General features: G+C 48.1%; 6 protein-coding genes. 4 read left to right on the top strand and 2 right to left on the bottom strand.

From position 1 onward, the window contains the following. Positions 1-45: 45 nt before the first annotated feature. Complete coding sequence (gene betA, locus AAHK14_RS10905) at positions 46-1,758, top strand: choline dehydrogenase (protein ID WP_065257005.1); 1,713 nt, start codon at positions 46-48, stop codon at positions 1,756-1,758. Between the two features lie 258 nt (positions 1,759-2,016). Beyond that, positions 2,017-6,825 (top strand): NAD-glutamate dehydrogenase, encoded by a 4,809-nt coding sequence (locus AAHK14_RS10900; protein WP_065274058.1) that lies wholly within the window; start codon positions 2,017-2,019, stop codon positions 6,823-6,825. A gap of 142 nt (positions 6,826-6,967) precedes the next feature. Here the strand turns inward: AAHK14_RS10900 and AAHK14_RS10895 are convergent, their stop codons facing one another. Beyond that, entirely contained in the window at positions 6,968-7,672 is a 705-nt protein-coding gene (locus AAHK14_RS10895; protein WP_065257003.1) for a GntR family transcriptional regulator, read from the bottom strand. Between the two features lie 199 nt (positions 7,673-7,871). Here AAHK14_RS10895 and hutU point away from each other — a divergent pair, with 199 nt between their 5' ends. Together hutU and AAHK14_RS10885 are read left to right on the top strand one after the other, a co-directional pair. Then, entirely contained in the window at positions 7,872-9,584 is a 1,713-nt protein-coding gene (gene hutU, locus AAHK14_RS10890) for a urocanate hydratase (protein WP_065257002.1), read from the top strand. Positions 9,585-9,682: 98 nt separating this feature from the next. Then, positions 9,683-10,987: a YjiH family protein gene (locus AAHK14_RS10885; RefSeq protein ID WP_065257001.1), complete on the top strand. Its 1,305-nt coding sequence runs from the start codon at positions 9,683-9,685 to the stop codon at positions 10,985-10,987. Positions 10,988-11,053: 66 nt separating this feature from the next. Here AAHK14_RS10885 and AAHK14_RS10880 read toward each other — a convergent pair whose 3' ends face one another. Then, entirely contained in the window at positions 11,054-14,821 is a 3,768-nt protein-coding gene (locus AAHK14_RS10880; protein WP_065257000.1) for a DUF4132 domain-containing protein, read from the bottom strand. Between the last annotated feature and the right edge of the window lie 64 nt (positions 14,822-14,885).

The raw sequence follows: 14,885 nt of genomic DNA, 5'->3' as shown, positions 1-14,885 counted from the left end.
TCAAAATTTATTAACTTATTTTTATTAACTTATTAAGGAAAACTCATGACAGAATATGACTATATCATCATCGGTGCAGGTTCGGCAGGCAATGTGCTTGCCACACGTCTGACAGAAGACAGTGATGTGAGCGTGCTACTTTTGGAAGCAGGTGGTCCTGATTATCGCTTGGATTTTCGCACGCAAATGCCCGCAGCACTGGCGTACCCCTTGCAAGGCAAACGCTACAACTGGGCGTATTTGACCGACCCTGAGCCTTATATGAACAACCGCCGTATGGAGTGCGGACGTGGTAAGGGGCTTGGCGGTTCATCGCTTATCAATGGTATGTGCTACATTCGTGGCAATGCCATGGATTTGGACAATTGGGCAAAAATGGACGGACTAGAAGATTGGAGCTATGCCGACTGCTTGCCTTATTATAAAAAATCAGAAACCCGTGATGTGGGCGAAAACGACTATCACGGTGGCACAGGCCCTGTGAGCGTAACGACTTCACAGCGTGGCTCAACCATTGGCAGTAGCGTGCTGTTTAATGCCATGGTAGAAGCAGGCGTGCAAGCAGGCTATCCACGCACCGATGATTTGAACGGCTATCAGCAAGAAGGCTTTGGACCTATGGACAGAACGGTTACGCCAAAAGGTCGCCGTTCTAGCACGGCTCGGGGCTATCTGGACATGGCAAAATCACGCCCCAATCTTACCATAAAAACCCACGCTGTAACCGACAAAATCCTATTTTCAGGCAAGCGTGCCATTGGCGTACAGTATCTACAAGGTAATGACACAAACCCCACAACCGTCCACGCCAAGCGAGAAGTGATACTCTCGGCAGGGGCGATTGCGTCTCCACAGATTTTACAGCGTTCGGGCGTTGGGGCAAAAAATTTGCTTGATGAATTTAAAATCCCTCTTGTCCATGACTTACCAGGGGTGGGCGAGAACTTACAAGACCATTTGGAGATGTACCTACAATACGAATGCAAAAAACCCGTATCGCTGTATCCTGCCCTAAAATGGTACAACCAACCTGCCATTGGGGCTGAGTGGCTGTTTTTGGGAACGGGCATTGGGGCAAGCAACCAGTTTGAGGCAGGGGGCTTTATCCGTACTCGTCCTGAATTTGAATGGCCAAATATCCAGTATCACTTTTTGCCAGTTGCCATTAACTACAACGGCTCAAATGCCGTAGAAGAGCATGGTTTTCAAGCACACGTTGGCTCCATGCGTTCGCCGTCTCGTGGACGTATCCGCCTAAAATCGCTAAATCCCCATGACCACCCAAGCATTTTGTTCAACTATATGTCGCACGAGCAAGACTGGCAAGAGTTTAGAGACGGCATTCGTATCACCCGTGAGATTATGCACCAGCCTGCTTTGGATGCCTACCGTGGGCGTGAGATTAGCCCAAGCCGTCATGCCCAGACCGATGCCGAGCTTGATGAATTTGTGCGTAATCATGCCGAGACCGCCTATCATCCGTCTTGTAGCTGTAAAATGGGCATGGACGATATGGCGGTTGTGGACGGGCAGGGACGTGTGCATGGCTTAGAAGGCTTGCGTGTGGTTGATGCGTCTATCATGCCCCTTATCATCACCGGCAACCTAAACGCCACCACCATTATGATGGCAGAAAAAATCGCCGATGTCATGCGTGGGCAAAAACTACCAAAATCAACGGCAGGTTATTATAAAGCCGACCCCAACGTGCTAAGACAAGAGCCTGTGCGAGCGTTTGACCCGAGTATGATGCTTTAAGGGTTTGTAAAGGGCGGATTTATCCGTCCTTTTTATTTTTGTATTTTTCATTGTAAAATCTAAACTACAAAGACGGATGTCAGTACATCTCAAATCCAACACCAAAACACTTATCAGAAATATATCTAAAAAATTTTATATTTATCATAAAAACTAATAATAATACAAAGATTTTCCATTTGCTATTTTGCCCGCTTTGGTTTAGTTTATACACGTTTATTTTTAAACATTTACGGTTAAAAACCAATAGGAAAAAACATGACAAGCAACCATCTAACCATCAGCCCAAAACGTGTCAGCAACATCGCCCGTCACGCCATAAGCCATCATCATGACAACCACGCCAACCATCAAGAGATATTGGCGAAGTTTATCCCCATCTATTATCAGCACTTGCCCACAGAGATGGCGGACAGATTCTCCGATGAGACGTTGTCGGGCATGGCATTACACCATTTTAGCTTACTAAAAACACATAACGGCACAAGCCCCAATATCAGCGTCATCAATCCTTTGGGCGAGTCACACCTGTTTAATAGCGAGCGTACCATCATTGCTTTGGTCGCCATTGACCGTCCCTTTTTGACCGACACGCTCCTGATGAGCTTGGAGCGTCAGGGCATTGGCGTTCATCGCATTTATAATAACATCATCAAGGTGGAACGCACAGACGGACACATCAGCGACATTCAAGCCGTCGATGAGAGCAGTGGTCGGGCGAACAGCTGTTTTGCGTTGGTGCATATTGAAATTGACCGCCAAAGCGATGACAAGTTGGCGGACATCAAAGAGATGTTATTAAAGAAAATCCACACCATTGATGTCATCGTTGGCGACTTTGGGGCGATGGCGGATAAGCTGGACGAGATTAAAGAAGAGCTAAAAAGCCTGCCCATTCCCACAGAGCATTATACCAAAGAAGCGGTGACGGGCTTTTTGGAATGGGTGGGGCGTGATAACTTTATCTTTATGGGGTATCGTGAATACCGTTTTGAAAATGACAATGGCACACCTGAGCTGTACTCGGTGGGCGGTAGCGGACTGGGCGTGCTACAAGGCAAAGAGACCGATGAGTTATCCAAGAGCTTTCATGGTCTGCCCACGCACCTAAAACATCTGATAGCCGAGCCACGTGTGCTACTGCTGTCTAAATCAGCACGTCTGTCGCCTATTCATCGCCCTGCTTATCTGGACTTTTTGGGCATTCAAAAATACAACGACCAAGGCGAGCTGATTGGCGAATATCGCTTTGTCGGACTGCTGACATCACGGGCATATCAGACCAGCGTGGCGAACATTCCGCTACTCAACGAAAAAGCGGGCAAAATCCTTGCCATGTCACGCCTGCCCAAAAACAGCCATGCTTATCTCAAACTTGCTCACATCGTCAATACCTTGCCCCGTGATGACCTATTCCAAGCCAGTACCGATGAGCTCTACCCGATGGTGGCGAGCATTGCCAGCTTGCAGGACAAAAACCGCCTACGCCTGCTCGTGCGTACCGACCATTATCAAAGATTTGTATCGTGTCTGGTCTATGTGCCGTTGTCTAAGTTTAACAGCGACTTACGCCAAAAAATCCAAGACATCCTAACCCAAGCCTTTGGCGGTGTGTCATCAAGCTTTACAACCGAATTTAACGAGCTTCATCATGCCCGTGTGCATATCCATGTACGCACCGAGACGGGCAAAGTCAAGGATTATGACCTAGCCAAGTTGGAGCGTGAACTGTCGGCACTCATGCATGACTGGACGGATGAATACGCCAAAGCCCTAACCGCCCAGACAGGCGAGAGTCGTGCCAGAGAAATACTGGCGACATTGGGGGCGAGCATTCCTTTGACGTATCGTGAGCGGTTTGATGTGCATACGGCAGTGGCGGATACCACCAAACTGCTGTCGCTTGATGATGATAAACCTAAGATTTGGCATTTGTATCAGTCGGCGGGCGAGCGTGTGGACAGTCTGACCCTAAAACTCTACGGCAGGGGCGAGATTTTGACGTTATCGCACGTCTTACCGATATTGGAGCATTTTGGGGTGGCAGTCATCTCAGCGTCCACTTATGACTTTGGTGGGCAAGATACCCCTGATGTCAGCGATGATTTGTGGCTACAAGAGTATAAACTCACCCTAAAAGCAGGATTGACGGTGGATTTGACCGCAGTCAAAATGCAGGTAGAGCATGCCTTAGATGAGATTTGGCAAGGACGGGTTGAGTCCGACCGCCTAAATCAGCTGATTTTGACCACAGACATTGACACCTATGATGTGGTGGTACTGCGTGCCTTGTCTCGCTATATCGTCCAAGCCCGAGCCCCATTTTCAACCGATTACATTCACAGTACGTTGGTGGGCAATCCTGCCATTGCCAGTTTGCTTGTCAAGCTGTTCCATGCCAAGATGTCGCCTACTGAGCAGACGGACACCGCACCGATTTTAGCACAGATTGACAGTGAGCTTAGCTTGGTAACCAGCCTTGATGAAGACCGCATTGTGCGTTGGTTCTTGGATTTGTTAAACGCCATGCTACGCACCAACTTTTATCAAACCGATAAAGATGGAGCAAGAAAAGACCGTTTGTCTTTTAAATTCAAAGCAAGCGATATTCCCAATTTGCCCAAGCCCAAGCCCATGTTTGAGATTTATGTGTACTCGCCAAGGGTTGAAGGGGTGCATTTGCGTGGTGGCAAGGTGGCTCGTGGTGGACTTAGATGGTCTGACCGCATGGAAGATTACCGCACCGAAGTGTTGGGACTTGTCAAAGCCCAAATGGTCAAAAACTCAGTCATCGTGCCTGTGGGCTCAAAAGGCGGTTTTGTCTGCAAAGACAAATCCAAGCAGACAAGCCGTGAGGCGTGGCAAGCCGAAGGCGTGGCGTGCTATCAGACCTACATCCGTGGCTTGTTGGACTTGACGGACAATTTGGTTGATGGCAACGTTGTTCCGCCTGCCAATACTGTCCGCCATGACGAAGATGACCCGTATTTGGTGGTGGCAGCCGACAAAGGCACAGCGACTTTCTCAGACATCGCCAACGCCCTGTCCGCCGAATACAATTTTTGGTTACAAGATGCCTTTGCTTCAGGTGGCTCGGCAGGCTATGACCACAAAGGCATGGGCATTACCGCTCGTGGGGCGTGGGAGAGTGTCAAACGTCATTTTCGCTTGATGGGCAAGGACATTCAAGCCCGTAATGAATTTACCGTGGTGGGCATTGGCGACATGAGCGGAGACGTGTTTGGTAATGGTATGTTATTATCCAAAAATATCCGCCTTGTGGCAGCCTTCAATCACTTGCACATCTTTATTGACCCAAATCCTGATGCCAAAGCAAGTTTTGAAGAGCGTGAGCGTCTGTTCAATTTGCCACGTTCGGCATGGACGGATTATAAGGCAGAGCTTATCAGCGAAGGTGGTGGGGTATTTAACCGCACCGACAAAGCCATCGCCATCACCCCACAGATGAAAGAGCGTTTTGACATCGCTGAAGATAGCCTTACGCCCAATGAGCTACTAAATAAGCTTTTAAAAGCCCCTGTGGACTTGATTTGGAATGGTGGTATTGGCACTTACATCAAGTCATCTGATGAAGACCACAGCGATGTGGGTGACCGTGCCAACGATGCCATTCGTGTGGATGGGCGTGAAGTGCGTGCCAAAGTCGTGGGTGAAGGCGGTAACTTAGGCTGTACTCAGCGTGGACGTATCGAGTACGCCCTAAATGGTGGACGTATCTACACCGATGCCATTGACAACTCAGGCGGTGTGAACTGCTCAGACCATGAAGTCAACATCAAAATCCTGTTGGGCTCAGTCACCGAACGTGGGGATATGACCATCAAACAGCGTAATGACTTGCTGGCGAGCATGACCGATACGGTGGCAAATCTGGTGCTACGCCAAAACTACTTACAGCCACAGACCATTGAGCTGTCAGCTTATCAAGCCCCTGAGCGTGCAGGCGAGCATATTCGCTTTATGAATTTCTTAGAAAAAGCAGGTCGCCTTGACCGTGCCATCGAATATCTGCCAAGCGATGACACGCTAACCAAACGCAAGGCAAAAGATGGGCGTGGACTAACCAACCCTGAGCTGGCGGTACTGTTGTCTTATGGTAAAATGTGGGTGTATGATGAATTGCTTGGCAGTGGTCTGACCGAAGATGCCTACTTCTTGCATGAGCTTAAAAAGTATTTCCCAAATACCTTGGGCGAGCAGTTCTTTGATGAGATGACCCGCCACCGCCTGCACCGTGAGATTATCTGTACTTATCTGACTAACGGACTGGTGAACCGTCTGGGCATAGAAAATGTGTTTGCCATGAGTGATGAGACAGGTCATAGCGTGGCGGACATTACCCGAAGCTATGCCATCGTGCGTGATGTCTTTGATGTGCAAGCGGTGTGGGACAGATTGTCAGGCCTTGACAATGCCGTCGCTGGCAACACCCAAATCGAGCTTGAACTTACCATCCAAGATGTGCTAAAACAAGGCATGACATGGTTCCTAAACCGTCAGCTGACAGACGAGAGTGTGGCACAGACGGCACTAACCTTTAAAAACTTGGTGGCGGACTTGTTCTCTTATGATGTCATTGATGAGCATTTTGGGGCGTATATCGCCAAAGATGTCGCTGATTTGACTGCCAAAGGGCTTAGCGATGATGATGCCCATGCCTTTGCCCGCCTGCCCATCTATGTGCATGCCCTAGATGTCGTGGCACTTGCCGACCAAAAAGGCGTGGCAGTGACTGACGTGGCACAGGCATATTTTGGCGTATTCTCACAGCTACACATGGACAAGCTAACATCAGCGGTGGCGGACTTGCCTGCTGAGAGTTATTGGGATAGAAAAGCGTCTTATGCACTCACCGGTGAGTTTAACCGCACGCTCATGGCACTCATCACCGATGTACTGGCGGTGGGTGGTCTGTCAGCATGGCAGGATAAGCACCGTGAGCGACTGGCGGTACTGTCAGAGCAGATAGATGGCTTATCGGACAAAGTGGGACTGGCGGAGCTGTCGGTACTGCTGAGCGAAGTTAATGGTTTAAAAATGGTTTAAAACAGCTCTAAATTTATAAATATTTTTAAAAATTTAAGCCATCAAAAACCCCAATCTAAGGTTAGATTGGGGTTTTGTTCATAAAACTTATTTTTAAAAAGCATGTATCACACCATGCGACAAATCTATGACAAACCCAGCCTTATCCCAATTCCCCATCAAACCGAAAAGTCGCCCCATCGTGCCACATCTGCACAAAGGTAACAACCTTATCGCCTGAATAAGTGTAGCGAGACAAACGCAGGGCGGGCGAGTTTGGCGGACAACCCAAACAAGTCGCCACATCAGACGGGCAGGGCTTGGCTTCAATAAAATAGTGTCCACGCACAAGCGGTACTTGGCTGATAAGGTAGTCGCTTGTGTTGATTTTGTTAAAATCTTGATGTTCAAAGGCAGGGATAATTGCCAAATCCACAAAACGCCGTTCAAATTGCAAAGGCTTATCATCGCCAAAATGCACAATTTCCACCTTATATAGACGCTGAGTGTCGTGAAATACCGCCCGAGCCGATGGCGGTAGGTCGCTATGGGGCAAGGCAAGCTGGCTTACGACTTTGGCGTGGTAGCGTTTGCCTGTGCTTTCTATGTCGTGGGCGATGTTGCGAACGGTGATAAAGGTCTGGTTGAATTGTTGCTGAGCAACAAACGTCCCCGACCCTTGACGGCGTTCTAATACCTGCTCATCTGTCAGCTCTTTTAGGGCACGATTGACAGTCATGCGAGCCACGCCAAATTCACGAGACAACGCCATCTCAGTAGGAATGGCAGAGCCAACCGCCCATTGTCCTGCGTGGATTTTGGCTAAGATGGCGGATTTGATGCGTTGGTAGGCGGGTGTTTTTGGCATGGTTTGATAGGAAAAATAGATAGTATAGCGTATTTTAAACCAAAATTAAAGACGATGATTTTTGGCAAAAAACACCTAAAAACCCCTTGCATTCCCCCAAAATTTTTGATAAATTAGTCTTAAATTTGTATAGACAAATTTGAATTTGACTCAGTCATTCACAAGACACCCCAAAACCCCAAAAAAATAAGGAACGCATATGAGCAACTTTACTCGCACCGACACAAGCCGTGTCATCAAAGCCCCTACAGGTACAGAGCTTACCTGCAAAAGCTGGCTGACCGAAGCCCCTTACCGCATGATTCAAAATAACCTGCACCCCGATGTAGCCGAAAACCCCCAAAGCCTTGTGGTCTATGGCGGTATTGGGCGTGCTGCTCGCAACTGGGAGTGCTATGACCAAATTTTGGCAAGCCTAAAAGAGCTTGAAGTCAATCAAACCTTGCTAATCCAATCAGGCAAACCCGTTGGCGTGTTCAACACCCACAAAAACGCCCCCCGAGTGCTGATTGCCAACTCAAACCTTGTGCCAAAATGGGCAACGTGGGAGCATTTTAATGAGCTTGACCGCAAAGATTTGTTCATGTACGGACAGATGACCGCAGGGAGCTGGATTTATATTGGCACGCAAGGCATCGTGCAGGGGACTTATGAAACCTTTGCCGAAGCGGGTCGTCAGCACTTTGGCAATGACAAGGACAAATCCACCGACAACTGGAGGGGTCGCTGGATTTTGACCGCAGGACTTGGCGGTATGGGTGGAGCCCAGCCACTGGCTGCCACTTTTGCAGGGGCGGTGAGTCTCAACATCGAGTGCCAGCAGTCAAGCATTGATTTTCGTCTGCGGACAGGCTATGTGGATAAGCAGGCTCGTGATTTAGACCACGCTTATGAGCTTATCAAAGAACATACCGCCAAGGGTGAGGCGGTGTCGATTGCACTTTTGGGCAATGCTGCTGAGATTTTGCCACAGATTGTTGAGCGTGCCAAAAATGGCGACATCAAGCCTGATTTTGTTACCGACCAAACGTCCGCTCATGACTTGATTAACGGCTATTTGCCGATGGGCTGGACGGTGGATGAGTGGAAATCCGCCCAACAAGACCCAAGCCAGCACGACAAGCTCACCAAAGATGCTGCCAAGTCCTGTGCTGTTCATGTGCAAGCCATGCTTGATTTGCAAGCGATGGGCGTGCCTGCTACCGACTATGGCAACAACATTCGCCAAGTTGCCTTTGATGAAGGGGTAAAAAACGCCTTTGATTTCCCCGGCTTTGTTCCTGCCTATATTCGCCCCTTATTTTGTCAAGGTAAAGGGCCTTTTCGCTGGGTGGCACTGTCTGGCGACCCAGAAGACATCTACAAAACCGACCAAAAAATCAAAGAGCTGTTCCCCGATAACACCCGCGTTCACAACTGGCTTGATATGGCAAAAGACCGCATTCACTTTCAGGGCTTACCTGCTCGTATCTGCTGGCTTGGCTTGGGCGAGCGTGATAAGGCAGGGCTTGCCTTTAATGAAATGGTCAAAAATGGCGAACTAAAAGCTCCCATCGTCATCGGGCGAGACCACCTAGACACAGGCTCTGTGGCAAGTCCCAACCGTGAAACCGAATCCATGAAAGACGGCACCGATGCGGTGTCCGACTGGGCGTTGTTAAATGGTATGCTCAATGTCGCAGGCGGGGCAACGTGGGTAAGTTTGCACCACGGTGGCGGTGTTGGCATGGGCTACAGTCAGCACTCGGGCATGGTGATTGTGGCGGATGGCACAGACGAAGCTGGTGAACGCCTTGCCAATGTGCTTGTCAATGACTGTGGCAGTGGGGTTATGAGACACGCTGATGCAGGCTATGAACTTGCCATCGAAACCGCCAAAAATTATGGGCTAAATTTGCCGATGGTTAAATAGCTTTTGGTGATTTAAAAGCTATAATTAAAAAACAAGTCATTGGCAATAGTCGATGGCTTGTTTTGTTTTTAGGTTGTAAGATGAATTAAGGATAATGTATGACAACACAAAATCGCATGGCACTTGCCAAACTTATCGGTTTTAGCTTGCTTGGGATATTTTTGTTTTTTGTGCCGATTGACATCGGTGGCAAAAACACCATCGCTTTTGACCACATGGCAAGTTATTTAGTCAAAGAGCAAAGAAGTTTTGCCATTGTCTTATTATTTGGCTTGATGATATATGGCATTATCAAGCCTATTAGGGATAAATCATTTAACGCCAATCTAACCAATAAAATCTTAACCGTCTTAAAGGTGGTAGGGTTTGTGCTGGCGTGCCTTTATGTTACCAATACCGCCCCTGCCAGTCTGATGGCAAAAGATATGTTGCCTTTTTTGTTTGACAAACTTGCCTTGCCTGTGGGTATGATTGTGCCGATTGGGGCGGTCATGCTGTCGTTTTTGTTGGGATTTGGTTTGCTTGAAATGGTTGGCGTACTCATGCAACCTGTCATGAAACCGATATTTAAAACATCGGGCAAATCCGCCATTGATGCGGTGGCGTCTTTTGTGGGTAGTTATTCGGTGGGGCTTTTGATTACTGATAGGGTCTATCAGCAAGGGGCGTATTCTGCCAAAGAAGCGGTTATCATCGCCACAGGATTTTCGACCGTATCCACCGCCTTTATGGTGATTGTCGCCAAGACATTGGAGCTTATGCCGTTTTGGGGTGTGTATTTTTGGTCGTGTCTTTTTATCACATTTTTGGTAACGGCAATCACGGCACGCATTCCGCCCATTAGCCGATTTAACGATGAAAAACGCATTGCCGATGATGACAAATTAACCGCCCCACGCCTAAAAGTCGCCATTGATACAGGCATTCACACTGCCAAAAATGCCCCAAGCCTGCCCACATTGCTTTGGCAAAATTTTAAAGATGGTATCAATATGGCATCTGCCATCGTGTCATCCATCATCGCCATTGGTTTGATTGGACTGTTATTAGAAAAGTACACACCTGTTTTTGATATTTTGGGTGTGGTGCTGTATCCCTTTACGCTCATTGGTGGACTGCCTGAGCCGATGACATCAGCAAAAGGCATCTCGTCAGGGCTGGCAGAGATGTTCTTGCCTGCCTTACTGCTTGCCAACACTGATATTTTGACTCGTTATGTAACAGCGGTGGTGTCGGTGTCGGGCATTATCTTCTTTTCGGCAATGATACCTTGTGTGCTTGCCACCAAAATTCCGCTTAGCATTGGCAAAATGGTGCTTGTATGGCTGATTCGTGTGGCGTTGTCGATTGTGCTGGCAGGGTGGTTTGGGCAATTTGCCATGATGATGGGCTGGCTTGGCTAGCACGTTTTGGCGATGGTGTTAATAAAAATAGGCTATCAGATAGCCTATTTATCGCCTAGCCCACCCTTACCACGGTGTCTTTTTCTCCCACTCTTTGTCATAGCCTTGGGTTTTTTGGGCTAGGGCGTGATAATCGGCAAAGCACTCCGCCAATAGTACAGGCGGTACTTCGCTTAGGGACTTACTAGGTTTGTTCCATGAGCGGACGGTAGTATCCTCAAAATACAGCCCATACACCACCGCAGGCAGGTTCTCCTCAGGTACATAACTGCCACTAAATGAGATAACCGCCGACAAACCCACGCTATCAAATGGCTTATAATAGCTATCAAACGACCCACCGTCCTCAATGCTCGCTCGCACATAGCCCATCTTGGTAACCACCCCACGCAAGGTATAGGTATCTGTCAGATAGCCTTTGTAGGTGTTAATCTCGGCATCGGTGCAGGCTTGTTCTGGGTGGTCGGGAGCCGATAACAAGTCAGGCAGGGCGCGCGTCATCTGTTCAAACAAGAACGCCACTTTATAATCCTCAAAATGCTCACGCCATGCCATCGCTGTCTCGTCATCAAGCAAGACACGGTGAGCGACTTTGATGTGGCTGTTCTCTTGTAGCGTGATTTCATCATCATCTAGGTTGAGTAATGCCCCATCCTCGGCAGGGCGAAACGACTGAATGACGTTGCCATCATTATCCACTTCAAGCCATACCAGCCGTGCAATGAGCCTTTTCATTAAGGGGTGGGTTGCCAGATATTCTTGCCAGTCGCCACTTGTCCACGAACGCTCGGCACACATCGCCTCATATAAGCGAACGCTTTGTAGGTCTAGCACTTGCTTATACTCTTTTTTGGCGGTGCTAAACAGGGCTTTGGCTTCTTTGATGGCAGTTTTGTCATCGTCGGCTTTGGCGGTGGGCAGGGCTTTGATGACTTTGCCGTCCTCATTTTTTAGGACGAATTTGTCTTTGTCGTCAATATACGCCATAAGATTGCGACTGCCATAGTCAATACGCAAAATCCCATCATCGTCAAACCCTGCAGTCGGTATCGTGCGGTCAGCTAGCTCGTCTGCCGTCCAGCCGTTGCGTTCGGCAATCTCATTTACCAAGCGTTTGGCAAGCTCTTGAATGCTCGCCATCTTATAGCGTCTGGATATGCCAAGCAGTAGCTGAATGACAAGCGGGTCATCACTTGTAGCAAAGCTACTTAGCATCGCCTCCACTTGGCTACGGCGAGTGTAGTGGTTTTTCATGAAGTCTTGGGCGATTTTTACCGCCGTTGCCCCTTGGGTTTTGGCACTTAGGGCCAATATGCCTTTGGACTTGATGGCACTGCCCAGATATATCGCCATGTGTTCACGGATTATCTCGGCTTTGACACTCTCCAACGTTGCATTGGCGTAACTGGTATAATATTCAGGATGTTGCTTGTACCAATACTGATAATTTTTAAGACGGCTCTCTCCTTCTTTGTCGGCAAGGGCGGTCGCCTCGTCTAGGCTTGGGTGCTTGGTGTCCTCGGCAATAAAGGCTTGGAGCAGATGGAGCGACAACGCTTTTTGGCTTTTGTCATCAAGCAGTTCCAAATAGCGGACAAACAAGGCATTAGGCTTGGGGTCTTTTAGTTTTTCGGCAAGGACAACCCACCATTTGATGATGTCGGCATGGACTTCTTTGCCATTTTGCCAATAAACCGTGGGCAAGGTATCAAAATCAAACCACGCCAAAGACGATGACAGCTTGGCGGTCAGTCCTTTTTGAGCGTCTTTTAAGAGAGCTTTTGGGTCAAGGTATTTGCTGATGTCCTCGCCCAAGGCTTCAAGAGCGGTCAAAATCTCAGCGATGACGACCTCTTTTTTCTCTTTTTTGAGTAAATCGTACAAAGGCTTGATGGCAGATTTGTCGTCCAAGCGAGTCAGCCAGCGAATGGCAGTGATACGAATGTCTTGCTTGCCACTCTCCAACGCTTCTATGGCAAGCGAAACGGTGTTGGGCAAATGGCTTGCCAGCAGGTCTTGGGCATCATGACGTAAGGTTTTTTGCTCGCCCAAAGCCAGCTCCAACAAGGGAGCGATGAACATCTTGGGCAGGCGTGGGAATTGTTTGAGCAGAGTTATCGCCTGCTGTGGCGTAAAGGCGTAGTAATGGCTATCGGCTTGGCTTGGTAGCAGTCCAAAGGCTTCTTGCACATACTCGATATTTTCAACAAAAAACGGATAGACCTTGGCAGGCTCGTTGATGTATTCAGACAGCGAATGACTAAGATAGCCATCAGCAATCACACGTTTGGGGTCTTCTATGCCTGCTTTACCCAAGAGATAAGCAAGCTGTCTTAGCTCCACGTCCTGCCAATACTCAGGCTTTGAGTGGGTATTAAAAACCTCATACCAATTTATCCAAGAATAATGTGGGTGTATGCTAATCAAAATGGCATGATATAACCCATACTCAGGATAAGCCATAAAGGATTTATCTGTGTTTAATATCTCAGACAAATACTGGCGATTAAAGCCCTTGTCTGAGCCTGTGCCTTGTAGGTAGGCGGCAGCTTTTTTGACAAAATTGTCTTTGTTGGTTTTGTTAAATCTTTTTAAGTCGTCTTGTCGCCATGTGCTTTTATAAAAATTCTTATCGCCTTTGTGGGCTTCGTTGTAGGCGATTTCTTCTTCGGCAAACTGTTCGTATAGTTTTTTAACGATGTCGAAGTTTGTGGCGATGAGCGTGGCTATCTGGTCGGGTAATGTGCCAATCACAGGCTCTACCATGGTTTCAAGCGGAATGTCATCATCATCCACGGATTGCACCGTATCAAGGCGAGACAAGGCGGACGTGATGGCGGATTGTACGGATTTGGTTTTTTCATTTGTTAGGGCTTGCTCCAAGATGGGGCGAGCCGTCTCGCCCATTCGTGCCAAATAGTCGGCAGAGTTGGCTCGCTGTTTGCTGTCGCCATTGATAAGATAATGCGACAGATGTTCGCCCAGTAGGTCATCGGGCAACGTGGCAAGCAAAGGCGTGGCAAGCTCTTTGATACTCTTAGAGCCAGACAGGGCAAGGGCGGTGATGAGCATGGCAAGGGGCGCTGTGGCTTTGGCAGGTTTGAGATAAGCCAAAAACACCGTCTGCCCACGCACTGACAATGTGGGAATAAATGCGGTAGCAATACTGGCATTGTCAGCGATAAACTCATCAAAATCAGGCAGTTGGCAGACGTGAAGCATATCATCATCGTACCAGTAGCTATAATCGCCCTTACGCTCAAAAAACGCCCCCAAAATTATCCTAACCGCCTGCTCATGCTCATGCCCGTCCAAGATGAGTAAGTTGATGAGATTGGCAAGTGTCCACGATTTACGGCTTGCTAGTGAGCCAGACGAATTTGTGGTGCGAAACGCATCTGAGATAAGATAACTAAACCACAGTGGCACATCATCATGAAACTTAGGATTGGTTTGCTCGCAGGTGATGGCAACCATGCTTTTGGCGTAGCGGATAATCTGCTCGCCTGTCAGTCGCTCAAACAGATGGTTGTAGAGTATACCACGAGCAGTTACACCCACTCGCACGTCTTTTTTTACATCTTTTTTAAAACTGTTATGAGAAGAGTGATAGCCATACTTTGCCATATTGCCATAAAGTTGTGTGCCTTTGTCGTTATTGTATCCGTGCAATGTCAATAACAGTTCAGGCTTTTCTCCTGTCAAAATATAACCAAGCAACTCATTCTCGTGTGTCTCGTCAATATGAGAGATGGGGCGAGCGTATTGGGTCAGTAGGGTATAGGTCTTATCCTGTAATTCATGGGCTGGTAGATGATGTCTAAGTGTGGTCATGGTATGTCCTTACAAAAATGATAGGGATTATCATATAACAAATAAAGGGAAATGTATAGGTGTT

This window comes from Moraxella sp. K1664, from assembly GCF_039693965.1.
Classification (GTDB): Bacteria; Pseudomonadota; Gammaproteobacteria; order Pseudomonadales; family Moraxellaceae; genus Moraxella.
Note: the sequence above shows the minus strand (reverse complement) of the source record. Positions and strands in the feature narration are given on the sequence as shown.

Bases quoted from the DNA above. Each gene is read 5' to 3' on its own strand.
- hutU (WP_065257002.1), top strand. From the start codon at position 7,872: ATGAGCAACTTTACTCGCACCGACACAAGCCGTGTCATCAAAGCCCCT.
- AAHK14_RS10895 (WP_065257003.1), bottom strand. From the start codon at position 7,672: ATGCCAAAAACACCCGCCTACCAACGCATCAAATCCGCCATCTTAGCC.
- AAHK14_RS10880 (WP_065257000.1), bottom strand. From the start codon at position 14,821: ATGACCACACTTAGACATCATCTACCAGCCCATGAATTACAGGATAAG.
- AAHK14_RS10885 (WP_065257001.1), top strand. From the start codon at position 9,683: ATGACAACACAAAATCGCATGGCACTTGCCAAACTTATCGGTTTTAGC.
- AAHK14_RS10900 (WP_065274058.1), top strand. From the start codon at position 2,017: ATGACAAGCAACCATCTAACCATCAGCCCAAAACGTGTCAGCAACATC.
- betA (WP_065257005.1), top strand. From the start codon at position 46: ATGACAGAATATGACTATATCATCATCGGTGCAGGTTCGGCAGGCAAT.